The sequence below is a fragment of the Pseudovibrio sp. Ad5 genome (assembly GCF_001623095.1).
Lineage (GTDB): Bacteria > Pseudomonadota > Alphaproteobacteria > Rhizobiales > Stappiaceae > Pseudovibrio.
This window is the reverse complement of sequence record NZ_LMCH01000013.1, coordinates 16454-40046: the sequence shown is the minus strand read 5'-3', so window position 1 is coordinate 40046 and position 23593 is coordinate 16454. Positions and strand designations below refer to the sequence as shown.

The 23593-nt window shown below is 52.1% G+C and carries 25 protein-coding genes; 11 read left to right on the top strand and 14 right to left on the bottom strand.

All coding sequences use genetic code 11. The features are described from left to right. Positions 1 to 172 precede the first annotated feature (172 nt). Entirely contained in the window at positions 173 to 310 is a 138-nt protein-coding gene (locus PsAD5_RS28005) for a hypothetical protein (RefSeq protein ID WP_193778142.1), read from the top strand. Positions 311 to 322: 12 nt separating this feature from the next. Here the strand turns inward: PsAD5_RS28005 and dprA are convergent, their stop codons facing one another. From dprA to PsAD5_RS07980, 4 genes are all read right to left on the bottom strand, one after another. Further along, positions 323 to 1516 carry a DNA-processing protein DprA gene (gene dprA / locus PsAD5_RS07995; RefSeq protein ID WP_063291714.1) on the bottom strand — a complete coding sequence of 398 codons (1194 nt, stop codon included), beginning with the start codon at positions 1514 to 1516 and terminating at the stop codon, positions 323 to 325. A gap of 5 nt (positions 1517 to 1521) precedes the next feature. Continuing rightward, a complete protein-coding gene (gene plsY / locus PsAD5_RS07990; protein ID WP_063289430.1) occupies positions 1522 to 2139 on the bottom strand; it encodes a glycerol-3-phosphate 1-O-acyltransferase PlsY in 618 nt (205 codons plus the stop codon). Positions 2140 to 2265: 126 nt separating this feature from the next. Next, positions 2266 to 3570, bottom strand: coding sequence for a dihydroorotase (locus PsAD5_RS07985; protein WP_063291713.1), 1305 nt, complete (start codon positions 3568 to 3570; stop codon positions 2266 to 2268). An 11-nt stretch (positions 3571 to 3581) separates the two neighbouring features. Beyond that, positions 3582 to 4541 carry an aspartate carbamoyltransferase catalytic subunit gene (locus PsAD5_RS07980; protein ID WP_082827010.1) on the bottom strand — a complete coding sequence of 320 codons (960 nt, stop codon included), beginning with the start codon at positions 4539 to 4541 and terminating at the stop codon, positions 3582 to 3584. Positions 4542 to 4675: 134 nt separating this feature from the next. Between PsAD5_RS07980 and PsAD5_RS07975 the strand changes: the two genes are divergently transcribed. Beyond that, the gene (locus tag PsAD5_RS07975; RefSeq protein WP_084404504.1) at positions 4676 to 6331 is read left to right on the top strand and encodes an acyl-CoA dehydrogenase family protein; all 1656 of its coding nucleotides are present in this window, start codon (positions 4676 to 4678) and stop codon (positions 6329 to 6331) included. Here the strand turns inward: PsAD5_RS07975 and PsAD5_RS07970 are convergent. After that, positions 6316 to 7254 carry an AEC family transporter gene (locus PsAD5_RS07970; protein WP_063291712.1) on the bottom strand — a complete coding sequence of 313 codons (939 nt, stop codon included), beginning with the start codon at positions 7252 to 7254 and terminating at the stop codon, positions 6316 to 6318. The genes PsAD5_RS07975 and PsAD5_RS07970 overlap by 16 nt on opposite strands. Positions 7255 to 7422: 168 nt before the next feature. Then, positions 7423 to 7920 (bottom strand): Holliday junction resolvase RuvX, encoded by a 498-nt coding sequence (ruvX, locus tag PsAD5_RS07965; protein ID WP_063291711.1) that lies wholly within the window; start codon positions 7918 to 7920, stop codon positions 7423 to 7425. A gap of 139 nt (positions 7921 to 8059) precedes the next feature. On the opposite strand from ruvX, the gene ung reads away from it, so the two are divergent. Together ung and PsAD5_RS07955 are read left to right on the top strand one after the other, a co-directional pair. Further along, complete coding sequence (gene ung / locus PsAD5_RS07960; protein ID WP_208981967.1) at positions 8060 to 8743, top strand: uracil-DNA glycosylase; 684 nt, start codon at positions 8060 to 8062, stop codon at positions 8741 to 8743. Positions 8744 to 8875: 132 nt separating this feature from the next. After that, positions 8876 to 9613 carry a metal-dependent hydrolase gene (locus tag PsAD5_RS07955; RefSeq protein WP_063291710.1) on the top strand — a complete coding sequence of 246 codons (738 nt, stop codon included), beginning with the start codon at positions 8876 to 8878 and terminating at the stop codon, positions 9611 to 9613. Between the two features lie 169 nt (positions 9614 to 9782). Here PsAD5_RS07955 and PsAD5_RS07950 read toward each other — a convergent pair whose 3' ends face one another. The 4 genes from PsAD5_RS07950 to PsAD5_RS07935 all read right to left on the bottom strand — a co-directional run bounded on the left by PsAD5_RS07950 (position 9783) and on the right by PsAD5_RS07935 (position 12829). Beyond that, positions 9783 to 10256: a YHS domain-containing (seleno)protein gene (locus PsAD5_RS07950; RefSeq protein WP_063291709.1), complete on the bottom strand. Its 474-nt coding sequence runs from the start codon at positions 10254 to 10256 to the stop codon at positions 9783 to 9785. Positions 10257 to 10649: 393 nt separating this feature from the next. Continuing rightward, a complete protein-coding gene (locus PsAD5_RS07945; protein WP_057463357.1) occupies positions 10650 to 11123 on the bottom strand; it encodes a YHS domain-containing (seleno)protein in 474 nt (157 codons plus the stop codon). A 189-nt stretch (positions 11124 to 11312) separates the two neighbouring features. Further along, the gene (locus PsAD5_RS07940) at positions 11313 to 11864 is read right to left on the bottom strand and encodes a TetR/AcrR family transcriptional regulator (RefSeq protein ID WP_063291708.1); all 552 of its coding nucleotides are present in this window, start codon (positions 11862 to 11864) and stop codon (positions 11313 to 11315) included. After that, entirely contained in the window at positions 11864 to 12829 is a 966-nt protein-coding gene (locus tag PsAD5_RS07935; protein WP_063291707.1) for a GlxA family transcriptional regulator, read from the bottom strand. Before PsAD5_RS07935 ends, PsAD5_RS07940 begins: the two co-directional genes overlap by 1 nt. Positions 12830 to 12910: 81 nt before the next feature. On the opposite strand from PsAD5_RS07935, the gene PsAD5_RS07930 reads away from it, so the two are divergent. The 3 genes from PsAD5_RS07930 (at position 12911) to gatA (ending at position 16072) form a co-directional block, all read left to right on the top strand. After that, positions 12911 to 14128: an MFS transporter gene (locus PsAD5_RS07930; RefSeq protein ID WP_063291706.1), complete on the top strand. Its 1218-nt coding sequence runs from the start codon at positions 12911 to 12913 to the stop codon at positions 14126 to 14128. A gap of 147 nt (positions 14129 to 14275) precedes the next feature. After that, positions 14276 to 14563: an Asp-tRNA(Asn)/Glu-tRNA(Gln) amidotransferase subunit GatC gene (gene gatC / locus PsAD5_RS07925; protein WP_057463353.1), complete on the top strand. Its 288-nt coding sequence runs from the start codon at positions 14276 to 14278 to the stop codon at positions 14561 to 14563. 27 nt (positions 14564 to 14590) lie between these two features. Then, positions 14591 to 16072, top strand: coding sequence for an Asp-tRNA(Asn)/Glu-tRNA(Gln) amidotransferase subunit GatA (gene gatA, locus PsAD5_RS07920; protein WP_153040801.1), 1482 nt, complete (start codon positions 14591 to 14593; stop codon positions 16070 to 16072). 120 nt (positions 16073 to 16192) lie between these two features. Here gatA and PsAD5_RS07915 read toward each other — a convergent pair whose 3' ends face one another. The 3 genes from PsAD5_RS07915 to PsAD5_RS07905 all read right to left on the bottom strand — a co-directional run bounded on the left by PsAD5_RS07915 (position 16193) and on the right by PsAD5_RS07905 (position 18548). Next, positions 16193 to 16687: a DUF2059 domain-containing protein gene (locus tag PsAD5_RS07915; RefSeq protein ID WP_063291704.1), complete on the bottom strand. Its 495-nt coding sequence runs from the start codon at positions 16685 to 16687 to the stop codon at positions 16193 to 16195. 86 nt (positions 16688 to 16773) lie between these two features. Continuing rightward, entirely contained in the window at positions 16774 to 17247 is a 474-nt protein-coding gene (locus PsAD5_RS07910) for a DUF2269 family protein (RefSeq protein ID WP_063291703.1), read from the bottom strand. Continuing rightward, a complete protein-coding gene (locus PsAD5_RS07905; protein WP_063291741.1) occupies positions 17244 to 18548 on the bottom strand; it encodes an SDR family oxidoreductase in 1305 nt (434 codons plus the stop codon). The genes PsAD5_RS07910 and PsAD5_RS07905 overlap by 4 nt, the downstream gene beginning before the upstream one ends. 338 nt (positions 18549 to 18886) lie before the next feature. Between PsAD5_RS07905 and PsAD5_RS07900 the strand changes: the two genes are divergently transcribed. From PsAD5_RS07900 to PsAD5_RS07885, 4 genes are all read left to right on the top strand, one after another. Then, positions 18887 to 19564, top strand: a complete 678-nt coding sequence (locus tag PsAD5_RS07900) for a cysteine hydrolase family protein (protein WP_063291702.1) — start codon at positions 18887 to 18889, stop codon at positions 19562 to 19564. 327 nt (positions 19565 to 19891) lie between these two features. Then, complete coding sequence (locus PsAD5_RS07895; RefSeq protein WP_063291701.1) at positions 19892 to 21106, top strand: NAD(P)/FAD-dependent oxidoreductase; 1215 nt, start codon at positions 19892 to 19894, stop codon at positions 21104 to 21106. A gap of 91 nt (positions 21107 to 21197) precedes the next feature. After that, positions 21198 to 22718, top strand: coding sequence for a multicopper oxidase family protein (locus PsAD5_RS07890; protein ID WP_063291700.1), 1521 nt, complete (start codon positions 21198 to 21200; stop codon positions 22716 to 22718). Positions 22719 to 22838: 120 nt separating this feature from the next. Then, a complete protein-coding gene (locus tag PsAD5_RS07885; protein WP_063291699.1) occupies positions 22839 to 23234 on the top strand; it encodes a hypothetical protein in 396 nt (131 codons plus the stop codon). A gap of 102 nt (positions 23235 to 23336) precedes the next feature. On the opposite strand, the gene PsAD5_RS28735 is transcribed toward PsAD5_RS07885, so the two are convergent. Continuing rightward, entirely contained in the window at positions 23337 to 23519 is a 183-nt protein-coding gene (locus PsAD5_RS28735) for an ArsR/SmtB family transcription factor (protein ID WP_342585837.1), read from the bottom strand. Between the last annotated feature and the right edge of the window lie 74 nt (positions 23520 to 23593).

Here is a 23593-nt window from a genome sequence, read left to right as displayed (position 1 = left end):
CTTGCTGTAACCCTCAGATTGCAAAGCGCTTTTTACCATCTGAGGCTTGTGTCATGGTTGCATAAGAAGGTTAAAAAGCTTGCGTAATTACCCGTTGCCGAAAAATGACAGAACAATCGAAACACGTGACGTAGCAGAGTACTGCGCCAAAATGTGTCGTGAATTGAGTGACATGGCGCGATCGCAGAGGCTCGACCTGCTGGGGTACTTATTGCTTCTGGCTCAAAAAGAAGCGGAAGCTCAAGTCGGTGGATTACCGGACCCTGTTGAGGTTGAGGACCTGGATCTCGAAAACAACGAAACCGACTAAGACGCAAAATTGTCACGCCCTGTCAGAATGTATCAAAGAAAGCTTGTTGGGTTTGTGGCGCTCCAAGCGTCCGGCCAGTTCGATCTCCAGCAGGATGAGTTGAAGCGTCTGTAAAGTGACACCGGTAAATCGCAGGAGTTCATCCTGATCTATGGGTGTCTCACTCAATGCATCGATGACTGCCTGTCTGTCCTGTTCTTTGGCATTGAGTGGGTTTGAGGCCTCGTCTGCATCTGCCTGCTCCAATGCTGGCCAGCTCATAGAAGGTTCATCAATCCCCTGATGAAGTGGCAGGGACATAGAGATTTTGGGTTCCATGATCTCCAAAATATCGTCAGTCGATTGAATGAGCGCAGCGCCTTGCTGGATAAGTTTGTTGGCGCCGACTGACCGAGGATCCAATGGAGACCCCGGGACTGCCAATATCTCTCGATTTTGCTCCAGTGCGTATCGGGCGGTGTGCAGAGATCCTGATTTTTCTGCGGCTTCAATTAAGATAACACCCAATGACATTCCTGAGATCAGGCGGTTGCGGCGGGGGAAATCCCGGGCTCTCGGGTTCCAGCCCATGGGCATTTCGCTGATGGCTGCTCCGTTGGCTGCGATCATCTTTGCAAAAAGCTCCATATTTTCTTTTGGGTAGATGGTGTCGATGCCTCCGGCAAAGGCGGCGATGGTGCCAGATGTGAGAGCGGCCTGATGTGCTGCGCTGTCGATGCCCCGTGCCAGACCTGAGATGATGGTGAAGCCTTCTGCTGAAAGGTCTCCAGCCAGTTTTGTTGCAAACTTTGCTCCGGCGACCGAGCAATTGCGGGCGCCGATGATCGCAAGCGTCTTTTGCGTGCCGGTGAGCTCTTGTTGCAACGGCTCTCTGGCTCGAACTGCGAGCAGAGGCGGCGGTGCATCAATGTGTCTGAGAAGGGGAGGATAGGCGGGCTCGCCCATGGCGACGAGGCGTGCGCCCATTTTATAGAGGGAAGCCAGTTCGGCTTCGGCTTTGTCCATAGAAAAAAGGCGATAAGTTTTCTTACCGCCTCTTCGGGATAACTCTGGCAGGGCATCAAGTGCCGCTTGTGCTGAGCCAAAATGATTAAAAAGCTCCCGAAATGTTCTTGGCCCGACATTCTCAGAGCGGATAAGGCGAAGCCACGCAAGCCGTTGGGTGTCACTTAGGTGTGGTGCCCGGCTTTTGGTGGCTGTCTCCATTTACATCATCCCTTGGAACCGATCTTGCTTTCCTTGCCTTTCAGCAGGCGGGCAATGTTCTCGTGATGTTTTGCCCATAGCAATATGCTGAGTAATCCCATCATTTGCGCAATTTGCCACTGATCGAAAGCCAGCAGAATAAAGGGAGTGACAAGACTTGCTACCAGTGCTGACAGGGATGAGAACTTGGTGATGTAGGCCGTTGCAATCCAGATGGCGATGAAGATGACGCCTACTGGCCAGAAGATGCCGAGCAGGATGCCGATGTAAGTAGCAACGCCTTTGCCGCCTTTGAATTTGAGCCAGACCGGGAAAAGGTGACCAAGGAACGCGCCTAGACCTGCAATCAATGCTGCTTCACCGCCCATGTAAAGAGCTACAAGTACGACTGCAGCAGTGCCTTTGAGCGCATCACACAGCAGAGTGAGGGCTGCGAGTTTCTTGCTGCCAGTGCGCAGGACGTTGGTGGTGCCAATGTTGCCGGATCCGATGTTTCGGATATCGCCGTGACCTGCCATTTTTGTAAAGAGCAGGCCAAACGGAATGGAGCCTAATAGGTAGCCAAAGGCCAATGCAGCCAGATAGTAGGGTAAATCAAGGGACCAGCTGATTGGATCAGGCACGGGTGTTCTCCAGTAGTTGAATATTAAAGCAGTATGCCTGTCCTCGCGGATGAGCATACTGCTTTAAAACTTTATCGTATCGCGTGCATTGTGCCAAAGCCTCGTGGGCTGGTTCAGAGCTACACGTTAAATTGCGTCGTGATCTAGGATGCCGCCTGCAACGATGGTTGTCAAAACCCGGCCTGTCAAAGTTTCGTCCTCAAAAGGGGTATTCTTTGAGCGGGAGCGGATTTTATCTTTTTCTACGATCCATGGTTTTTGCGGGTCGAACACGATCAGGTCTGCTGGAGCGCCTTTTGAGAGGCGACCAGCAGGAAGACCAAGACGGTCCGCTGGATTGCAGGTCATTGTTGCAAGCAGTTTGGAAAGTGAGATGTCCTCATTCAGAACGAGGCGCATTCCAGCTCCAAGCATTGTTTCAAGCCCTAAAGCACCATATTCGGCTTCTGCAAAGGGGTGACGCTTAGTTTCCACATCTTGTGGGTTGTGATCGGACATAATGATGTCGATTGTGCCATCTGCCAGTGCTTTCACCATGGCCTGACGATCATCTTCCGTGCGTAGCGGTGGCGACATCTTATGGAAGGTTCGGTAGGGGCCGATGTCGTTTTCGTTGAGCGTGAGATGATTGATGGAGATGCCTGCGGTGACATTGAGGCCGTCGTTCTTCGCTTTCTGGATGGCCTCAGCGCTTTGTGGGCAGGAGATCAGGCGTGCGTGATACTTGCCTTTTGCCATGGCAACGAGGCGCATGTCGCGTTCGATTGCGACGAACTCGGCTTCGCGTGGGATGCCGCCCAAACCCAGCCATGAAGCGCGCAGACCTGCGTTCATGACGCCGGAGCCTGCCAGATCCTTATCCTGAGCCTGATGAACCACCAGCGCGTCGAAGTCACGAGCGTAGGTCAGCAGACGGACCAGAACGGAGGAGTTGGTGATTGGCAGTCTGTCATTGGAAAAGGCGATGGCGCCTGCTTCCTTAAGCAAACCGATCTCGCTCATGTCCTTGCCAGCCAGGCCCTTGGTAAGGGCGGCCATTGGATGGACGTTGACAATGGCCGTGTCGCGGGCGCGGCGGAGCATGAAATCCACCAGTGCAGGATCATCAATCACCGGGTCCGTGTTGGGGCTGGTGAGGATGGTGGTTACACCGCCAACGGCTGCTGCGCGGCTGGCGCTCTCCAGCGTTTCGCGGTGTTCTGCGCCGGGTTCGCCTACGCTGACGCCCATGTCTATGAGACCGGGTGCGACGACAGCACCGTGGCAGTCAACGGTTTTTGCTCCATCTGGAGCACCTTGATTGAGAGCCTCTGCACCAGCGGCGAGAATGGTGCCGTCCTGTACAATCACTGCACCTGCTTCATCAACATTGTTTGCTGGGTCGATGATGCGGGCGTTTGTCAGGACCAGCGGGTTTACATTCTTGTACATGCGCGTGTCCTCTAGTGGTTGTCAGGAAGGTTTTGGGCAAGAGCTTCAAGCACTGCCATGCGAATGGCAACGCCCATCTCCACTTGCTCGCGGATTAGACTTTGCGGACCATCTGCAACTTCTGCTGAGATCTCGACACCACGGTTCATAGGGCCGGGGTGCATGACCAGAGCATCAGGTTTGGCGTAGGAGAGTTTTTCGGAGTCCAGACCGTGATAACGGAAATACTCACGAACAGATGGTACAAACGCACCGCTCATACGCTCGCGTTGCAAACGCAACATCATGACGATGTCGCAGCCCTTTAGTCCTTCGCGCATGTCTGTGAATACTTCGACGCCCATACTATGAATACCAGAGGGCAGTAGTGTAGAGGGAGCTATGACACGCACGCGGGCTCCCATATTGGAGAGAAGGATGATGTTGGAGCGTGCGACACGGGAATGGCGGATGTCGCCGCATATAGCTACTGTCAGGCCGCCGAGGGTTCCTTTGTGACGGCGGATGGTCAAGGCATCCAGCAGAGCCTGTGTTGGGTGCTCGTGAGGGCCGTCGCCGGCGTTGACGACCGCGCAGCCGACTTTGCGGGCCAGCAGGTGGACTGCTCCAGCGGCGTGGTGGCGAACAACCAGCAAATCAGGGCGCATGGCGTTCAGGGTTGCTGCGGTGTCGATCAGAGTTTCACCCTTTTTCACCGAAGAGGTGGAGACCGACATGTTCATAACATCCGCGCCCAGGCGCTTGCCTGCAAGCTCAAAAGAAGATTGGGTGCGGGTGGAAGCCTCAAAGAAGAGGTTGATTTGCGTTCGCCCACGCAGAACAGCTTTCTGCTTTTCTACCTGTCTGGAGACTTCGACGGCTTCGTCGGCAAGGTCCAAAAGGTAATTAATGTGGGGAGGCTGCAATCCCTCGATACCGAGGAGATGGCGATGCGGGAACGCTGAGGATCGATGTGTGGTTTTCTTGCTCATCGAAGACCCTTCTATAGGCAGAAACACCGAGTTCGTAAAGAGCTCAACAGATGTATAGTTTTTATTGTGCAAATCGCAGTTGCAACGTGCGCGCTAACCTATCAAAATCGCTGGGGCAACTCGCGGGAGGAAAAATGGATAAAGTTTCACAAGCCACTATGACGACAGGGGTAATTAATCAGGCCCCGCCATATTGTGGGTATAACCTTGCCGAGAGTGATCCAATTCTCCTTGCTGATCTGGGTGGCACGGGAACCAACGATTCTGCACGAGAAGAGCTTATCAAGTTTGGCGAGCAGTGTGGAGCCGCAGATGCACTGGATCTGGGGAGATTGGCAAATGTTAATGAACCGGTGCTGAAAACACACGATCCGTATGGTCGCCGTCTGGATGTTGTTGAATTTCACCCGTCCTATCACGCGCTGATGCGCCGCTCGTTTGAAGCTGGCCTGCACAGTGCGTCCGTTGAATCCATGGAACCGGGGGGGGAGCGTGCGTTTTATAATCGTGCGCGCAAGTATTTTTTGATGAGTCAGGTGGAAGGTGGACACCTTTGCCCAGTGACCATGACCAATGCCTCTGCCATGGCCCTCACTCAGGCGCCCGAGCTTGCCAAGGTGTGGAATGAGCGCATCCTGAGCCGTAAGTATGATCAGCGTTTTCGCCCTGCCAGCCAGAAGATGGGTGCAAGCCTTGGTATGGGTATGACGGAGAAGCAGGGTGGGTCCGATTTACGTCAGATCATCACTCGCGCTGAAAAAGTTTCTGACGATACTTATGTGATCAATGGACATAAGTGGTTCTTCTCTGCGCCAATGTGTGATGCGTTCCTTGTGTTGGCGAAGTTGGAAGAGGGGCCGACCTGTTTCCTCGTACCGCGTATTTTGGAATCTGGCGAAGTGAACGGGCTGGATTTCCAGCGCCTGAAAAACAAGCTGGGTAACAAATCCAACGCTTCTTCCGAGGTTGAGTTTAACAATGCTGTTGGCTTCCTTGTGGGGGAAGTGGGTAAGGGCATCAAGACCATTTTGAAAATGGTGACGCCTACCCGTGTGGACTGTTGTATTGGGTCTTCTGCCCTGATGCGGGCGGCGATTTCCAGAGCGGTACATCATACCTCCAACCGCAGTGCATTCGGTGCTCGCCTTATTGAGAAGCCACTGATGCAGCGGGTTCTTGCGGACATGTCTCTGGATATGGCTGCAAGTGAGGCACTGGCGTTGAAACTGTCGCATTGCATGGATTTGGAAGGTGAAGACAGTCAGGCTGCTGACTTCCTGAGGATCATCACGCCTGCTGCGAAATACTGGATCTGTAAGAGTGCAGAGAACGTTGCCGCTGAGGCGATGGAGTGTCTGGGTGGCAACGGGTACGTGGAAGACCACGATATGGCTCGTATCTACCGCGAAGCCCCAGTCAACAGCATCTGGGAAGGCTCAGGCAACATCATGGCGCTGGACCTGCTGCGTGCCATGCACCGCACTCCAGACAGCTTCATGAATGTGCTTGGCATGCTGGAAGCTGATCTTGGCCCTGCGGGCAAGGTGTCTGTTGAAGTGTTGCAGGCTGCCGCGCGCACGTGTCTGGAAGATGAGGGCGGTGCCCGGTTGCTGACGGAACAGCTGGCGATCACAGCTGCGGCTGCGGCGCTGAAAGAAGTTGCTCCTCCAGCGATTGCCAATGCGTTTATTGAGACCCGTATGGCAGGCCAGTGGCGTTCAAGCTATGGCATGCTGGATGCACGCTATGATGCCAAGGGCATTTTGGAGTGGCTTTACCCAATCAAGTAAGCCACGACCACTAACCACGTCGGAATAGTGATTGCGGCGGCGACTGTCTGAAGGGTCAGAATTTCGGCCATCAACTTGGCGTCGCCGCCCATTTTTCTTGCCAGAACAAAGCTTGCACCTGCTGCTGGAACAGAGAACACCAGCGTGACGATGGTTGCCGAGATTTCGTCAAGCCCAAGTGCAAGCGCGAAACTCAAGGCAATGCCCGGTGCAAGTACGTTGCGCAAAAGCAGAGCTGATGTGAGCGCTGGGCCCGGGCGACGTAACGCTCCCAAATCCAAAGCTGCGCCGACGCACAGAACTGCGATTGGCAGGGCGGCACTTCCCAAAAATGTCAGATAGTTTGCAATAACTTCCGGGATATAGCCACCGGAGGCGTTGATGAGGCCACCTGCTGCAACGCTGATGATGAAGGGGTTCTTGATCATCTCTTTTGCAAGCGTCTTTGGTGAGGGGACGGACCCTCCTGCATAGATCGACAATACAATCACGCAGAGCAGGTTTGCTGCTGGGATCATGATTGCCATGATGACCGCCACCAGTGCCACGCCTTCCTCTCCAAAACTATTGGCTGCAATTGCCATGGCGACAAAACCATTCCAGCGCACGACACCTTGAAAAATGGACGTGAAGCGTGGACCTTCGATTGCAAACTTCTGTTTTAGAAAGGGCTGTAAGACGAGGCAGAGAATGGCCAGAAGTGAGAATGTTCCCAGTACTGATATGGTGATTTCCATGACTGGCATTGCCGAGAAATCTGAGGTGCCCACATTGATCAGGATGATCGCGGGGAAGAGAACCCAATAGGCGAGATCTTCCATGCCACTCCATCGTTCTCTTGGGATGAGATTGCGATGACGGAGGAACCATCCTGTGGCTGTGAGGAGCAAGACAGAGATGATGGCTGACAGGGCAGAGAACATGCGTGTGCTTTTCAGGCTGTTGCACAGACAGGAAAGTGTCTTTGCAGGTGGAGGGACAAAGTGCGCATTGATGCGCGTATCCGTCTATTCACCTAGCCTGAAAAAAGCTGAATGGTAAAGCGCAGAGCGCCTTAAATTTTCTCAAGTGTTGTTGCTTGGGAACTGGGTCTACTCGTCTTCAAAGAGAGAAGTGCCGCCATAGTTGATGCGGTCCAGAAAGCCTTGCAGAATGTAGGACGCGGCCATCTTGTCGACCAGTTCGGCACGGCGGGCGCGGGAGCGGTCTGCTTCGATAAGTGTGCGTGTGACGGCAGCGGTGGAGAGACGTTCATCCCAATAGGTGATCGGGATTTCCGTTTTCTGGGCAAGGTTGCGCACGAACGCTCGGGTCGCCTGACAGCGCGGGCCCTCGGTGCCATCCATGTTGAGCGGCAAGCCGATGACGAGGCCAAAGACACTGTGTTCCTGACAAAGATCCAGCAGACGTTCTACATCCTGTGTAAACTTCTTGCGTTTGATGGTCTCCAATGGAGAAGCGATCTGTCGTCCAGAATCAGTAAGTGCCAGACCAATGGTTTTGGTGCCAAGGTCGATACCGATCAGGCGATCATCATCATAAAGCGCGTCGCAGAAATCTTCGAGAGAAAGAGAGGGATCATTTGCCATGGCGGCGGGTTAGCACGGCTTGAGAGCAACGCCAAGCAAGTAATCTATATTTTTTTCTCGGGGACATGCTGTTTCCTGCTGAACTGTACGACGGCTGTTCTGATAAAGGTAAGGGTGCAAGAAGATTGAGCAGGTGGATATAGGCGTGACGCAAGTGCAGTTTGAAGAGGGATGGCAGGGCATTCTGGCTCCTGAAATGGATAAACCCTACTTTCAGAAACTCCAGGCCTTTCTGGATGCTGAGGAAGCGGAAGGAAAGACCATTTTTCCTCCGACAACTGACTGCTACGCTGCCTTTAATGCTGCTGCTCTGAGTGATGTACGTGTCGTCATCCTTGGGCAGGATCCCTACCATGGGGAAGGGCAGGCACATGGACTTTCCTTCTCAGTTCGCAAAGGCGTGAAACTGCCGCCGTCGCTTCGCAATATCTACAAGGAGTTGGAAAGTGACCTTGATTTAGCACCAGCAACTCATGGGTGTTTAACGCATTGGGCGGAGCAGGGTGTTTTGCTGCTCAACACGTCTTTGAGTGTGGAGGAAGCCAAGGCCGGGTCTCATGCCAAGAAAGGGTGGGCGCCGTTTACGGATGCGGCGATCAAGGGCTTGTCCGAGGCACGGGAGCATCTGGTGTTTATCCTGTGGGGCGCACATGCTCAGAAGAAGCTGGATCTGATTGATGAGAGCAAACATCTGGTTTTGATGAGTGCCCATCCATCGCCGTTGTCGGCACGGCGCGGTTTTATCGGGTCGGCTCCATTTTCCAAAACCAATGCCTATCTGAAAGAACATGGTATTGCAGAGATTGACTGGAAGATCTCCTAGGGCATTACCGGAGTTTTGCCTGTGCCCGGTTACATTTAAGGGTTGTGTAACCAAATTCCTACTAGTTTAGATAATATTTTCGGTATCACGGATGTGCCGCGTTTCGGCGCTCCGCATTGGGGGATTGGTAGTATGGATTTACAGTTTCTGGGCCATTCTGCTTTCAAGGTTTACATTCCAGGGGCAACGCTTCTGATTGATCCGTTCTTGTCTGGCAACCCGAGCTTTCCGGCAGAGATGAGTGTGGAGCAGGTGAGTGAAGGTGTTGATCATGTTCTGCTGACTCACGGCCATGATGATCATGTGGGCGATACCATCGATATTTTGAAAGCGACTGGTGCAACGCTTACGGCGAACTGGGAAATCTGTATGTGGGCGCAGGACAAAGGTATTGAGAAGATCAATCCTATGAACCATGGCGGCTGCGTGAACATGGGGGCGTTTGGTGTGGCGCTTACCAATGCAGTGCACAGTTCTGCCTGTTCGTTTGATAGTGAAGGCTGCGTTGCGGATGTGTATCTGGGCAATCCGGCGGGTGTTGTGGTGATGGCTGAGGATGAGCCAACACTGTTACATATGGGTGATACGGATATCTTCTCTGATATGGAGTTGATCAACGAGATTTACCGGCCCCAGATTGGGATTGTGCCGATCGGGGATCGGTTCACCATGGGCGCTCGCACCGCATCGATGGCATGTCAGAGGTTCTTCGAGTTTCAAACCATCATTCCGTGCCACTACGGTACCTTCCCAATTTTAGACCAAAGCGCAGATCAGTTTACCGAATGCATGGAGGATGATGCGTTTCGGGTGGCTAAACTGAAGCCAGGGGAGACGGTGACAGTCAATAACAGTGTTGCTGCTTCATAGCTGCGTCGATTTTTGTTACTGGGACAAGAAAAGGCCTCAGCATGAACTGAGGCCTTTAAAGTTTGAAAGGGACACATTCCGCGTTTTTTTGCTTTCACCGCGGGAGCTACGCTTAGTTGGGGGCACGCGTAGCTTGAATGGCCTTCAAGGGAGCTTGGGTGGGGTTCGCTTAAAGGTCTGCTTCTGGCGTGTGTATGATTGTTGGCCAGTTTTCATTTGCCCGGGCGATGGAAGCGTTCGGGTCTTTCAGGAAGTGACGCTGTGCACCTGCATGGGCATTCAGGTAAAGTTTGCCGTCAACGATCTTCCATTGCTCTGGCTGGATCGGAATTTTTACTCCGAAGCTCACACCAGTTGCACACCAACCGCCATACTGAGGCGCGTACTTGGTTGGATCCTTTTTGAACTTGTCGAGATTTTCAGCAGAAGAGAACAGCCACGTCACGTCCTGATACTGCGTGGAATACTCTTTTTTGCCTGGGACTGGCTTGCCTTCAGTGAAATAAGCGACCGGATCAGTTCCTTTGATTGCGTAGCCTTCTTCAACGAAGTTGGTTACGTCATCGGCCATTGCCGTCATCGGAACAGTTACAAGTGCTGACAGTGCTAGTCCAACTGCAAGAACTGAAGATTTGATCGGCATGGGCAACTCCTTCGGACTGATCATTGAAGCCAAGTCTGGCTTGTTTCGTTTACCAGTTGATTAGGGGGAACCACTGGTTTTTATCTATGTTCTGAAAACACTATGCGTGAATACCTATCTTAAGGCCAATAACGCTTCATCACCGTTTTGAGAACTGGTTGTGAGGGGAAGGTTTACTCACTGCAAAGTGCATTTGAAGATGCGTAACTTGTTGTAGATGCAGCGTTAGTTTTGTTTATGTGTGCTTTGAGCTAATGGGTGCCATAAACGAAAGAAAGCCGCAGATTTCTGCGGCTTTCTCTAGGGCTCAATGCATATGCCACCATGAGATTTGGGGAGATGTCGGAATAGGCGCTAGGCATCGCCTATTGCAGCATATGCACTGAAGGAAACTTAGAGTTTGTCTGCTGGTACGTCGCGGATCTCAACCCAGTTTGTGTCTGCATTGGTGATCGTTTCGATTGTGCGGGACTGCATGCGCTTTACTGCACCATCGTGTGCGTTGAGGTAGAGCTTGCCGTCGACGATGTCCCAAAGCTCAGGCTTGGTTTCCAGCTTGCTGCCGAAGGATGCACCAACTGCACACCAGCCACCGTACTGCGGAGCGAACTTTGCTGGCTCTGCAACGAATTTGTCACGGTTTTCAGCGCTGGAGAATTTCCAGGTTACGCCGTCGTACTGAGCGGTAAATTCAGCTTTACCCTGAACAGGCTTGTTTTGTGTGAAGTATGCAACAGGATCGGTACCACCAATCGCATAACCACCAGAGGTGTAGGTCGAGATTTCATCAGCGAATGCGCCGAATGTGCTTGCGGACAGGGCGGCACCTGCAATAGCCGCTGCAACAGCGATAGATTTGATTTTCATTATATTACCCTCAATGAAACAATGAATTTCGCCGGACAAACAAAACCAGGTCAGGAAGAATGCTTTGTTTGTTCGACAACCTCGGCCTGCGGAAATTGCCCGTTCTTGCGAGGCCCAATCTTCTTGCCCCAGGAGGGTGTACAAGTGCCAATCAAGTGTCTTCACCAAGAGGAGAGCGGCTTTGATTTTTTATGATCGACTTGTAATGCTTTGAATTAACTCGGTAATTTCCCGTAGTGCCGGTTTTCTCCTACGAACGAGGCTGGTGAAAAACACAAAACCGAGAAGTTGGTCGATGCTTGTCTCCATGGTTGCAGTGGTATTCCAGTAAACGAAAACCTGTCTGAAGTGCGTGCGCTGTTCACCTTCAATGAGGGAAAGTTCCTCCACTAACGAAGGCTCTGAGAGCAGGGCAAGCCATGCGGTGCCTAACGGAGTGTCGTGCAGGGCGTTGAGGATGCCTGAAGTGGCGTCCTGCAAGTCATTATGAAAAGAAGACATACCGGGGTAGATGGGGGGAACCTGGCGGAACCCGTAGCGCAGGGCTTCGAGAGCCAGACCTGCTTTGTTTGGCCAGCGGCGATACAGCGCTTGCTTGGACGTGCCTGCTGTCTGCGCAATTTGCTGGGTTGAGGTGCCGTGATAGCCATCCGTTGCCAACGCTTTGAGCGTTGTGGTCAGGATCAGACGGGTGAGTTCGTTGTTTTGTGGGCGGCCTCTTGGTGTGGTCGGCTCAGGCATCAGGAAAATCTCTCTGCATACTCAGAGGGTGTGATGCCAAAGTTTCGCTGGAAGGCACGGCGCAAGTTTTGGATATGCCCGAAACCGGACAAATGAGCTGCCTGCTTGATGGAGCTGCGTTTGAGAAGGGCTGTTCTGGCAAGATCCAACCGAAGACGCTCTACGAACTGAGCTGGGGTTGCGCCAATATCTTCTTTCAGGCGGCGGTGCAGAGTGCGCGTGGAGACTCCAGCTGATTTTGCCATGTTCTCGATGGTCCAGTCTGCTTCCGGCTCTGACAGAATGATCTCAGAGAGTTTTGCGATGTTGGATTGACCGGCGGCTTGCAGGGAAAGGGCGGAGGAGAACTGGGCTTGTCCTCCGTTGCGACGCAGATAGACCACCAGCTCCTGCGCGGTCTTCAGTGAGATCGCTGCCCCTAAATCTTGCTCGATGAGGTGCAAGGTCAGGTCTATGCCCGCAGTGACGCCTGCAGAGCTGTAGACATTACCTGCATTGACGAAGAGTTGGTTGAGTCGCCAGTTCACATTGGGGAATTCTGTTTGTGCTGTTGAGGCGCGGCTCCAATGGGTGCTGGCTTGCTTGCCATCTAAAATGCCAGCGTCGGCCAAAATAAGTGCGCCGGAGCAGATGGAGATGATGCGCTCTCCGTTCGTTCTTGCCGCGGCTTTTTGAAGAAGCGAGCGAAGGGTATTGCTGCCCAGCTCTTTATCGACACGTCCTCCGGGGATGAGAAGATCAGCGGCTGGGTTCCAGTCGGATATCTTGCCATCAACGGCGATTTTGATCCCAGGCTGGGTTTCTACCGGCTGACCATCAACAGAGAGAATTCTGAGCTTATACTTGGGATGATAACTGTCTGCCGTCCAGAAAGCCTGCATCGGGCCTGCCAGATCCAGAAGGTTGATCCCGTGATACACGAGTGCATCGATATGACGGTAATGCTCGATTTGCTTATTTGGCATGATTTGAAGCTTTAATGTCCTAACTGCCAAATGTTGTAAGCGGTAATTTGAAGGAGGTCAAAGTTTCTTCGAGGAATTACTATGGGACTTTCAGAGGTGGCGGAGCCGGGAGCAGCCTACAGGGCACGCAACTTTCCGCTCATTTTAGTTGCAACAGCAATCCTTTCTATGCAGATGCCAATCCTGATTGCGATCAGCGCTTTGGCAGGGTCTTATCTTGCACCCCATCCCATCATGGCAACTGTGCCGCTTGCCTTGCAGATGTTTGGTAACTTTCTGTTTGCTACACCAATCTCGCTGTTTATGGGGCGGTATGGGCGTCGGAACGGGATATTGTTGGGTGTAGTCCTGAGCATTATCGGTTCGTTGCTCTGCGTTTATGCGCTTTATTCCAATCAGTTTGTTGTGTTGCTTGTTGGACATGTTCTTTTAGGCATTGCCACGGCGGCCTACACTTTTATGCGGTTTGCTGCGTCTGATAGCGCCAGCGAAAAGTGGAAGCCCATGGCGATCTCGCTAAGCATGTCTATGGGGTTGCTCTCTGCGCTGCTTGGCCCAAGCCTTGTTGGTGTGGTGAAAGATTTCGGCGGAGTCATTCCGTTTGTGGGCAGTTATCTGGCGTTGGCAGGTGTTGCTGTTGTGGGCGCATTGCCTGTGCTTGGTTTGAGCCTGCCACCTGCTTTGAAGAAAGATCAGACTACCAAAGGGTTTGTCGCGTCCTTGAAGGTGCTGCGCCGACCAGCGGTCTGGAGTGCGACAGCGTGTGCCGGGCTCTCTTTTGGTTTCATGACTATGCAGATGTCTCCGACACCGCTTGCGATGGACTATTGTGGGTTCTCTGTCGGTCAATCCAGCGATGTAATCCGCTGGCATTTGGTTGCCATGTTTGGTCCGAGCTTTGTTACTGGCTTTATCATCCGCCGGATTGGCACGACCTCGGTTATGGTGCTGGGTTTGTTGATGCTTGCTGGGGCTGGTGTGATTGGTGCGCTGAGTGTTGAGATTTGGGCCTTCTATGTGGCTTTGATCCTGTTGGGGGTTGGCTGGAACTTTGGTTTTATCGGCGCGACGTCTCGTTTGATTGAGGTTGTTGCACCTGAAGATGCGCCGCTTGCTCAAGGAGCCAATGATTCAGTCGTGGCGTTGGTTTCTGCAATCTGTGCGCTTTCAACGGGCATTTTGTTCAGCACTGTTGGTTGGGCAGGGCTTTCACTCTCGGCACTTCCCCTCTTGCTGGGGCTGGCGTTGTGGTTGGTGGTGTCGGGTGTTCGTAGCAGATCTCTGGAATATGCTTCTTAGTAATCGGTACTGAATGGTTCCGTAATTTTGAGAATATGAGGGATGAACAGCAGAGCAGTGATTGTTCTGCTGTTTTTTTGTGTTTATAGCTCTTTGCCATGAATTCGAGGCGGGCAGTCTTTTGCCCCCGTAATTTCGGAGTGAAACATGTCGGTTGATCTAAACACCGTAAAACGTGTTGCCGGTCTGGCGCGCATCAAGGTTGATGACGCGCAGGCGGAGAAAATGACTGGTGAGCTGAACACGATCCTTGGTTTTGTTGAGCAGCTGGATGAGGTGAATGTTGACGGCGTTGAGCCAATGACCTCTGTGGTTGAAACCACCATGAAGAAGCGCGCTGACGGCCAGAGCGATGGCGGTTATGCTGACAAGATTGTTTCCAACGCGCCGGTGCATGAAGACAACTTCTTCACCGTGCCTAAAGTTGTTGAATAAGCGCCCGATTTCACAAGGATAATGACTGTGACTGATCTTACCAAACTGACGATCGCTGAGGCGCGCGACAAGCTTGCTGCCCGCGATTTTACTGCAACTGAACTGACTGAGAGCTATCTTGGTGCCATCGAGTCCGGTAATGAGGCGCTGAACGCTTATATTGCTGTAACTGGCGATATTGCCCGTGAGCAGGCCAAAGCGTCTGACGCAAAAATCGCTGCTGGCGAAGCGCGTCCACTGGAAGGTATTCCTCTCGGCATCAAAGACCTTTACGCGACGAAGGGTGTTCACACTCAGGCGTGTTCTCACATCCTCGATGGCTTTAAGCCAGAGTATGAGTCCACTGTCACACAGAACCTGTTTGATGACGGTGCTGTGATGTTGGGTAAGTTGAACATGGATGAGTTCGCGATGGGCTCTTCCAACGAGACTTCCTTTTATGGTGACGTTGTGAACCCTTGGCGCCGCAATGGCACTGAGACTGCACTGGTTCCTGGTGGGTCTTCCGGTGGTTCTGCTTCTGCCGTTGCTGCTCATCTTTGTGCTGCGGCGACAGCATCTGATACCGGTGGTTCCATCCGTCAGCCTGCAGCGCTGACCGGTACTGTTGGCATCAAACCAACATATGGCCGTTGTTCTCGTTGGGGTATGGTTGCGTTTGCGTCCTCATTGGATCAGGCTGGCCCGATTGGCCGCAGTGTGCGTGACAACGCGATCCTGCTGAAGTCCATGGCTTCTGTTGATGCGAAAGACACCACTTCTGTTGATGCGCCTGTGCCGAACTATGAAGATTTCATCGGCAAGTCCATCAAGGGCATGAAGATCGGTATTCCTAAAGAGTACCACATGGACGGTATTCCAGAGGAGATTGAAGCACTCTGGCAGCAGGGTATTGCATGGCTGAAGGAAGCTGGCGCTGAGATCGTCGAGATTTCTCTTCCACACACCAAATACGCTTTGCCTGCTTATTACATTGTGGCACCAGCGGAAGCGTCTTCCAACCTGGCGCGTTATGATGGTGTTCGTTACGGTCTGCGTGTGCCGGGCAATGACATTGTAGAGATGTATGAGAACACCCGTGCAGCTGGCTTCGGTGATGAAGTGAAGCGCCGCGTGATGATTGGCACCTACGTTTTGTCTGCAGGTTATTACGATGCGTACTACCTGAAAGCGCAGAAGGTTCGTACCCTGATCAAGCAGGACTTTGACAATGCATGGGCTGACGGTGTGGATGCAATCCTGACACCGACCACTCCTGATGCAGCATTTGCTCCGGGCGAGATCACTGATCCAGTGACCATGTACATGAATGACGTGTTTACTGTGACAGCCAACATGGCTGGCGTTCCGGGCATGTCCATCCCAGCTGGCCTCAACAAAGACGGCCTGCCACTGGGCCTGCAGCTGATCGGTAAGCCATTCGATGAAGGCACCCTGTTCCAGGTTGGTGAAGTTATCGAACAGGCCGCTGGCCGCTTCGAGCCTTCCGCCAACTGGTGGAGCAAGTAAGCCTCAGCGCTGCTGCTATGAAATGAGAAAGGCCTCGGAGAGATCCGGGGCCTTTTTTGTAAGCAAAACAACTCCCCACCTCTGGTGGAGGTCTTTGACTTGTTGCTTTTGATGATCTGCTTATTTGCTTTGCTTAGGAACAACGTGTGCCTTCATGTAATCTGCCATTGCCGGTTGGGCTCTTTTGCCCGCCCTCATTCCACTTTGCACGCTAATCATTACGAGCTTTTGAACGAGCATTTCTTGTTTTTTCTGAAAGCGCTGGCCTTCAGGTGTTCTCAGTAACTCAAGAGCTTTCTTAAGTTCTTCAACCGTATAGGTCTCAAGTGAGAGAGTGCGGATTTCTTTCATCAGTTCTGGGAGTTCTTTTTTGAATTCGTCAACGAAGATTTCTTCAATCACTTGAAGGTGCTCATCCCCTAATTTTACATTTTTAGCCTTAAATGATGCTTCAATCTGTGTTCTGAAACCCTTCCCTGTTCGTGCTAGTATTGCTTCATCTGTTGCCTCTGTCAGTTGGAACAGTTCCTCCAGTAAGGCTTCTTTTGTGGGTTCTTCTGCATTAGCTAGGCTGAGAGAGAAAATGACAAAAAGTAATCCTAAAAGTAGGCGCATGAGATTTCCAATAGCTGTGTTTATTTAGTTCATGGTCGTATAGTTTAGCTAAGCTCAATTGGACAAGAGAAATCTGGGCCATTTGATCAAAGCGATAGCGTTGGCCTCACAATCATCAACCAAACAATCCCTAGTATCGCAACGAAAGCGGGGAAGCCGCAGGCGAACCAGATGCGGTAGAGGGTGTGGTAGCGGGGTGGTAATGGCGTGCATGTTTGGGCGGCTGATGCGGCGAGGTTTCTGAGTTGGATTTGTATCCAGACCACTGGGAGCCAGAATGCGCCAATAAGCACGTAAAGTGCGAGTGAGAGTACGATCCAACCTTCGGTCAAAGACCAACCAACTTCTCTTGCCAGCAGATATCCGGTGATGGGTTGAACGATCACAGCTGTGGCGGTGAAAAGTGTGTCAGCAATGACGACGGTTCCGGCTGTATGAGCGATGGCCGCAGCGTTTAACGTTCTGGCGGCTATCACCATGAAGAACGCAATGCCTGCCCCAGTTCCGATGAGGACACAGGCGCCGATGATGTGCAAGAACATGAGAAACTCGTAGGTCATCTTTCCTCCAGCAGCAGAATGGGAAAGAGAGCAAGGATCATGGCGGGGATTGTTTTCAGATAAGGGCCAAGCGGATCACCCCAGAGGTCCGTTGCCCACAATGTGCCGGCACCTAAGTAGCCAAGTGTCACCGCGATCATGCCAAGGCAAGCGAGGCGGGTGTATCTTCTAAAGAGGATGAGGCTGCCAAGCGTGACGTCTGCGATGCTGCCTGCAAAGACAAAGAGCAGACTTAGTGTTTGATCCATACCGCGTTCGGTCAGAACTCTCTGTGCATCGCTAAACTGGATTGCTCCGATGATACCAGAGGCAAGCCAGAAGAGAGAAAGGCAGGCGATGGTGAGGGGCAACAGAAGATAAAGTCTGGCAAACCAGCGCTCCTGCGTTGAGCTTGGTAGACACCTCAGTGTTTCATCCAGTGACTTGCATCGGAACCCACCTGCCTTTTGCCATGTGGACGTATCCGCGGTGATGCCGTTTTGCAGGGTTTCGATGGATGTGGAGCGCAGGGGAGCGCGCCATCCAAACGCACCAAGAGCATCCGCCAGTTTGCTTGTCGCAGTTAGGAGCCAGTTTGGTGTTGTGACGGCATAGCGCCATTGCGGGAAGCCTTGCCATGCTCTTATTGCTTTTGTGAGTTGCCAGAGGGATTGAGGTGTTTCTTCTGCGAGGTCTGCCGTTGTCCCTGTCGGTATTTTGCCAAGCGCGCAGTGTGTGACTGCTTGTGCCAGGTCGTCCAAGGCTATGGTTTGAATTTGGCTTTTGGGGAATACCTTAAAGCCGATGAGCGGCATCGCGCTGGCTGCTCGTAGAAGTGCTGTTCCGCCATAGGCTTGTGGTCCAAGAACAAGGGCAGGGCGCAGAATGATTGCATGCTCAAGCTGTTGCTTAATGATTGCATCGCCTTTTGCTTTGGTGCGGAAGAAATTGGTGGTTGCGTCAAGCGCGACGCCTGCAGCTGAGATTTGGATGAACAGCTTATCTGAGTTGATCAAAGCCTCGCACATATGTTCGACGGCTTGCACATGGATTGCTTCCAGATTGTCTTTGGCAGAGTCTTGCAGGGCGCCGGATGCGTTTATGACAACATCTGCTGCTTCAAAGATTTTGCTCCAATCCTCAGTGGTTGCTGTGGCGATATCCAGAAAGCGCCACTGTAATTCAGGAAAGCATTGTCGGGCGGCTGATTGGGAACGCCCAACCCCCGTGACATGAAATCCTGAGTGTTGGAGATGTTTGACGCAGGCTGCGCCGATGAAGCCATAAGCGCCGAGGACAATTGCTGATTTGCGGTTACTCATAAATTGAACTTTAAAAACAAAGACCAGACTCACTTTAATGCCTCAATCTAACACGAGGGCGTTCAGTTGAATGTATCTTATTTGTCAACTTAGTTGACAAATATGCCGTGCAGTGGTTTTGTGCGGGTATGGAAGAGCGGGACATGCAGAGAGATTCTAAACTGGCGGATCCGCTTTTTGAGGGGATACAGATCGCACAGCCTTTGGCGCAGTACGGTCTATTCCTGAAGGGCTTTTGCAGTGCCTGAGTGCTGATGAGGTGCAGGTGCACCTGAAAGTGCCGCGGGCGGTGCTTGGTTGTTTTTCCTCACTGACACAGTCGTAACTTGGAGGCATTGATGAGTATGTGGAGTGTTGTTGGTCTTGTGGTTCTGGTGCTTCTGATTGGTGCGGGATACACCGCGCAGCGCTTGATGCAGTTGCAGGGGCCGACGCAGGGAGACGTGATTGATAAGGCAAGCCGCAGTCAGTCTGCGTTACTGGTGCTGGATGTGCAGGAAGACTTTACAAAGGATACTAAGGCACGACAGTGGCCTGCTGCTTTTGTGGAAGAGCGGATTGCGCGGATTAATGCGCTGGCGGCAGATGCACAGACACGCGGGGAGCTCGTGATCACCACACGGTTGATCTATGAAGGAGGCTATACGAACTTCCTGATTGGATTGCTTGGCGAAGGGCTTGGGACAAAGGGCTCTGATGGACTTGAGTTGGATAAACGGCTCGGGTTTCAGCCGGACATGGATATTGTGAAGAGTGTGGGGGATGCATTTGCCAGTGAAGAGCTGGAGGCTTTCCTGAAGACGCACGGTGTTGGACGGCTCAGGATTGCCGGGCTTGATGGATGTTACTGTGTGAAGAGTACGGCGCTTGGAGCGCTTGGGCGTGGATATGCGGTGGAGTTGGCAGAGGATGCTGTGCTTTCCATTGATCCGAAAGGCTGGACGCAGTGCCGGGCAGAGTTGGTGAGCAAGGGCGTGCAGCTGGTGAAATCGGCAGAGCTGGCTGTGGCTCAGTAGGTTCTGATCTCACCTGCATTGTGCCGGTTGCACATTATCAACATGCACCCTACATGGGCATGGGAAAAGTCTGCGTCTGATGCAGGCTTTTTGCTTGTGTATCTGCGCGATGCATCTGGCTGTGGATCAAATTGAATGAGCTGAACCCTGGTATATTAAGCTGCCTACTAGATGTTGGGTGTTTTGCCGTTTCAAGACATACTGCCTCAAAATCTACACATTTGCCTTGGGGATTAATGCGGGAAAGGCTGTGGGTATATTGTTTAGATTGCTGCGTAATGTGCTATGGGTCTGTCTCCCAACAATAAAAGAGCAAACAGGAATAGCATGGCAGACGTTGAGTGCATCGTAATCGGTGCAGGAGTTGTGGGCTTGAGCGCGGCTTATGAACTAGCGCGCAGGGGACGTGAAGTTATTGTGCTTGAACAGCACGAAATCATCGGCTCCGAAATCAGTGCTCGTAATTCCGAAGTTGTCCATGCCGGAATTTACTACGCAAAAGATTCATTGAAATCAAAAGCTTGCGTGCAAGGTAAGGAGATGCTGTATTCCTTTTGTGAGGAATTTAGCGTGCCGTACAAGCGCGTTGGTAAGCTGATTGTAGCGACTGATGAAAGCCAGGTTTCCATGCTGGATGGCATTCGCGCACGTGCTGCTGCCAATGGTGTTGATGATCTTTTGATGCTCAATGAAGCACAGGCGCGGGGCTTTGAACCGCATCTGGCGTGTAAGGGCGCTCTGTTTTCTCCTTCCACAGGCATTGTGGATAGTCATGCGTATATGATGGCGCTGCAAGGTGGATTAGAGGCGCATGGCGGGCTTGTTGTTGTTGGGACAGAAGTCACCGAGATTGAAACCGGCATGCGCCCAAGTGAGTTGATGGGCGCTGACATTCTGGTGGAAGAGGATCTGGAAGCGGCTGATCATCACTTTGATGATGACGAGCATGAAGAGTTTGCTGCCAAGAACTTCAAAGGCGACGGCTTTACCGTTGTCATGAAGGATGGCTACGCGATCACTTGTCATGAGCTTGTGATCGCTGCAGGTCTTCACTCCAATAAGATGCTCTCCAAGCTGGCCGGGCACATGTCATGTAAAGTGCCGAAGCTTTACTATGCGAAAGGCAACTATTTCAGCCTTGCCGGAGATGCTCCGTTCTCGCATCTGATCTATCCTGTGCCAGAGCCGGGTGGGCTTGGTGTTCACCTCACGCTGGATATGTGCAATCAGGCACGTTTTGGCCCTGATGTGGAGTGGATTGACGAGATCGATTACGAGGTAAATGAAGAGCACGGCGAACGGTTTTATTCGCAGATACGTAAATATTATCCCGATCTGGCCGATGGCAGCTTGCAGGCGGACTATTCTGGTATTCGTCCTAAGTTGGTTCCTGCGGGTGCTGAAGCGGCCGATTTTGCAATTTGGGGTGAGGAAACGCACGGCATTCCGGGGCTGTTGACTTATATGGGTATTGAAAGCCCAGGCCTGACCAGCTCTCTTGCACTGGGCTCCATGGGCGCTGATCGTTTGATCGGCGCGTAACCTATTCCTTATAATCCTCTCGATAATGCTAGGGAAATGTAGGGTTTCCCTGCCTAAGCTGCTCTTTTCGTCTGGAAGAGCAGGTGCGCTTATGAAGCTGAGCCGTCGAGACTTTGTGAAAACCAGCGCAAGCGGCGGGCTTGCCGCAGGTGCAGCTACATTCATTTCCGGCAGTGCTGGCGCACAGCAATCTCAACCTGTTTTGCCTCCTGCTTCTGTCCCACAGGAAACAGCTTGCGCACAATCACTCCTTGGTGCAGGTGTTGCTAAGCCGGATTTTACGCTGGATGTGGATGAGAAACCTTACTCTCAGTATGGTGTCGATCTCAAAGGCATGCTTGTTGGTGGCACATGGCCAGGTACTCCTATCCGATATACGGAAGGGGATATGTTCCGGGTGCTCATCAATAACCGGATGAAACAGCCCACCTGCATTCACTGGCATGGAATCCTTTTGCCGTCTTTACAGGACGGTGTCCCCGATATTGCGCAGTTGCCCATTGAAGCGGGAACCTCTCAGTATTACGAGTTTCCGCTGGTTCAACAGGGGAGCTATTATTACCACTCCCATCTTGGATTGCAGGAGCAGTATGGTCTTCTGGGAGCTCTCATTATTGATCCTAAAGACAATCCATACTCCTATGATCATGATGAAGTGCTGATGTTTAGCGACATTCCACCAGCCGAAGGTAGAGAGATCATCAAAGGCTTACGAAGTGGCAGGCATCGGCCCGAGATCAAAGATGCTTATGAGCCTCCCAATTCCAAAGACTTTGATATTGATGTTGTGAATGCTGGTTACACTCTGAATGGACAACCCAACTCCAAACCGTGGACGTTGACCGTCAAAAAAGGAGCGCGTTTGCGGCTGCGGTTGATCAACTCGTCCGGCAGCACCTTCTTCAGAATTTCTATTGATGGACTGAAGTTCTCAGTCATTGAAGTTGATGGCAACCGTATGCAACCTGTTGAGGGGCAGAATGTGATTGTCCCGACATCAGCCCGTTATGATGTGCTGGTAGATGTGCCGGACAGTGGTAGTTACACAGTCCATGCTGCCGCGCTTGGTGATAATAAGCAGTGTCTTGGGGTTATTCATACTGATGATGTGAAGGCCAGTGTGAATGACAAGCGGCCTTCCTTTGATGGGGTTACTGTTGATTTCAGAAGCCTGAAGTCGCTTGAGGCATCAGGGTTTGGTCGAAAAGTTGATCGTGTTTATGATGTGCTGCTTTCTGGAGATATGAAGGCCTATGAGTGGATGATGAACAATCACTACTGGCCTGAGCCCTATGCGGGGCCTGATCCGCAAAAGACGTATCTGGATGTGAAACAGGGTGAGGTGGTTCAGTTGCGGATGATCAATCGGTCTCCCATGTCTCATCCTATGCACCTTCACGGCCATACATTTCGCGTACTTGGTGGTCCTGATGACGACTATGCGCCAGTGATGGATACGGTTTGGGTGCCTAAGAAGCAGACGGTGACTATCGAATTTCTGGCCAACAACCCCGGCATGTGGGCCTATCACTGTCACAATATCTGGCACTTGGCTGTCGGGATGATGCAGCCCGTGCGCTACGTTGTTGGTGAGCGTGAGATGCTGCGGTAGCTCCGTAATTTCTGTTGGGGGCCGCTCTTGATGTGTTTACGCTGTTGCCGGATTTAGCTGCGTAAAAAGGGGGCTGCTGCGTCTTCCTTTTGCCCGAAGTCTTGGGGAAAGGAAGAATAAATGAAAATTGGAAAGATTATAGTTGTCTGTGCGCTGGCGTTGAGTGTTGGTCTGCCGAGTGCTCAGGCTGACGTTTATTGGGCAGATGAGCCTGATACCCTTGTAGGTAATAGAACTTTGGACTCGCGCTCAAGTTTTACAGGGCCAACTGTTCGGCAGGTGCTGAGTGAATCATCTGATCGCGATATCCAGCGTGCTTACCAGAATCCGGCAGGGACTGATGGTCTGTACTTGCTCCTGCGTGATGAGAGTGGTGTTTGGCATCGTGGCGGACGCCCTCCGGCTACCCATGTGACTGTCGAATTATGGGATCGAGGGCGATATCAAACGACCTGTCATGTCTATTCATATCGCGAGGACCGGGATCGAAGGTTCTTTTACACGACCTGTAACTGATGCTCGTGCTAATCGACCTCGCAGAACGCTGCTGCGAGGTCTCATGATGCTATGCGTTTTTTCCCAGTATTGAGTAAATGTGAGATTTGAGCATCAGATGATCTAGTTTGGCGAGATTTCTATGTTGAGCCAATGCAAAAACTCTTTGATTTCAGGTTCGTTGCGTTTGCAGTAGGACCATTTCAAATGCTTCTGTGCAGTTATAAAGCCAGCTTGTTTTAAAATATCCAGATGCCTGCTGGCCGTGGGTTGGGCAACGCCAAGCGCCTCTGCAATCAAAGTCATGCAAACTCCAAACTCAGAAGGATCAGCTGATTGCTGATGGCTGAAGTGTTTTTGTGGGTCTCTCAGAAGGCGCA

What these genes read in the sequence shown, in the direction of transcription:
- PsAD5_RS28005 (WP_193778142.1), top strand. Translation starts at nt 173, where the DNA reads ATGGCGCGATCGCAGAGGCTCGACCTGCTGGGGTACTTATTGCTTCTG.
- dprA (WP_063291714.1), bottom strand. Translation starts at nt 1,516, where the DNA reads ATGGAGACAGCCACCAAAAGCCGGGCACCACACCTAAGTGACACCCAA.
- PsAD5_RS07985 (WP_063291713.1), bottom strand. Translation starts at nt 3,570, where the DNA reads ATGTACAAGAATGTAAACCCGCTGGTCCTGACAAACGCCCGCATCATC.
- PsAD5_RS07980 (WP_082827010.1), bottom strand. Translation starts at nt 4,541, where the DNA reads ATGAGCAAGAAAACCACACATCGATCCTCAGCGTTCCCGCATCGCCAT.
- PsAD5_RS07975 (WP_084404504.1), top strand. Translation starts at nt 4,676, where the DNA reads ATGGATAAAGTTTCACAAGCCACTATGACGACAGGGGTAATTAATCAG.
- PsAD5_RS07970 (WP_063291712.1), bottom strand. Translation starts at nt 7,254, where the DNA reads ATGTTCTCTGCCCTGTCAGCCATCATCTCTGTCTTGCTCCTCACAGCC.
- ruvX (WP_063291711.1), bottom strand. Translation starts at nt 7,920, where the DNA reads ATGGCAAATGATCCCTCTCTTTCTCTCGAAGATTTCTGCGACGCGCTT.
- PsAD5_RS07955 (WP_063291710.1), top strand. Translation starts at nt 8,876, where the DNA reads ATGGATTTACAGTTTCTGGGCCATTCTGCTTTCAAGGTTTACATTCCA.
- PsAD5_RS07950 (WP_063291709.1), bottom strand. Translation starts at nt 10,256, where the DNA reads ATGCCGATCAAATCTTCAGTTCTTGCAGTTGGACTAGCACTGTCAGCA.
- PsAD5_RS07945 (WP_057463357.1), bottom strand. Translation starts at nt 11,123, where the DNA reads ATGAAAATCAAATCTATCGCTGTTGCAGCGGCTATTGCAGGTGCCGCC.
- PsAD5_RS07940 (WP_063291708.1), bottom strand. Translation starts at nt 11,864, where the DNA reads ATGCCTGAGCCGACCACACCAAGAGGCCGCCCACAAAACAACGAACTC.
- PsAD5_RS07935 (WP_063291707.1), bottom strand. Translation starts at nt 12,829, where the DNA reads ATGCCAAATAAGCAAATCGAGCATTACCGTCATATCGATGCACTCGTG.
- PsAD5_RS07930 (WP_063291706.1), top strand. Translation starts at nt 12,911, where the DNA reads ATGGGACTTTCAGAGGTGGCGGAGCCGGGAGCAGCCTACAGGGCACGC.
- gatC (WP_057463353.1), top strand. Translation starts at nt 14,276, where the DNA reads ATGTCGGTTGATCTAAACACCGTAAAACGTGTTGCCGGTCTGGCGCGC.
- PsAD5_RS07915 (WP_063291704.1), bottom strand. Translation starts at nt 16,687, where the DNA reads ATGCGCCTACTTTTAGGATTACTTTTTGTCATTTTCTCTCTCAGCCTA.
- PsAD5_RS07910 (WP_063291703.1), bottom strand. Translation starts at nt 17,247, where the DNA reads ATGACCTACGAGTTTCTCATGTTCTTGCACATCATCGGCGCCTGTGTC.
- PsAD5_RS07905 (WP_063291741.1), bottom strand. Translation starts at nt 18,548, where the DNA reads ATGAGTAACCGCAAATCAGCAATTGTCCTCGGCGCTTATGGCTTCATC.
- PsAD5_RS07900 (WP_063291702.1), top strand. Translation starts at nt 18,887, where the DNA reads ATGAGTATGTGGAGTGTTGTTGGTCTTGTGGTTCTGGTGCTTCTGATT.
- PsAD5_RS07895 (WP_063291701.1), top strand. Translation starts at nt 19,892, where the DNA reads ATGGCAGACGTTGAGTGCATCGTAATCGGTGCAGGAGTTGTGGGCTTG.
- PsAD5_RS07890 (WP_063291700.1), top strand. Translation starts at nt 21,198, where the DNA reads ATGAAGCTGAGCCGTCGAGACTTTGTGAAAACCAGCGCAAGCGGCGGG.
- PsAD5_RS07885 (WP_063291699.1), top strand. Translation starts at nt 22,839, where the DNA reads ATGAAAATTGGAAAGATTATAGTTGTCTGTGCGCTGGCGTTGAGTGTT.
- PsAD5_RS28735 (WP_342585837.1), bottom strand. Translation starts at nt 23,519, where the DNA reads ATGACTTTGATTGCAGAGGCGCTTGGCGTTGCCCAACCCACGGCCAGC.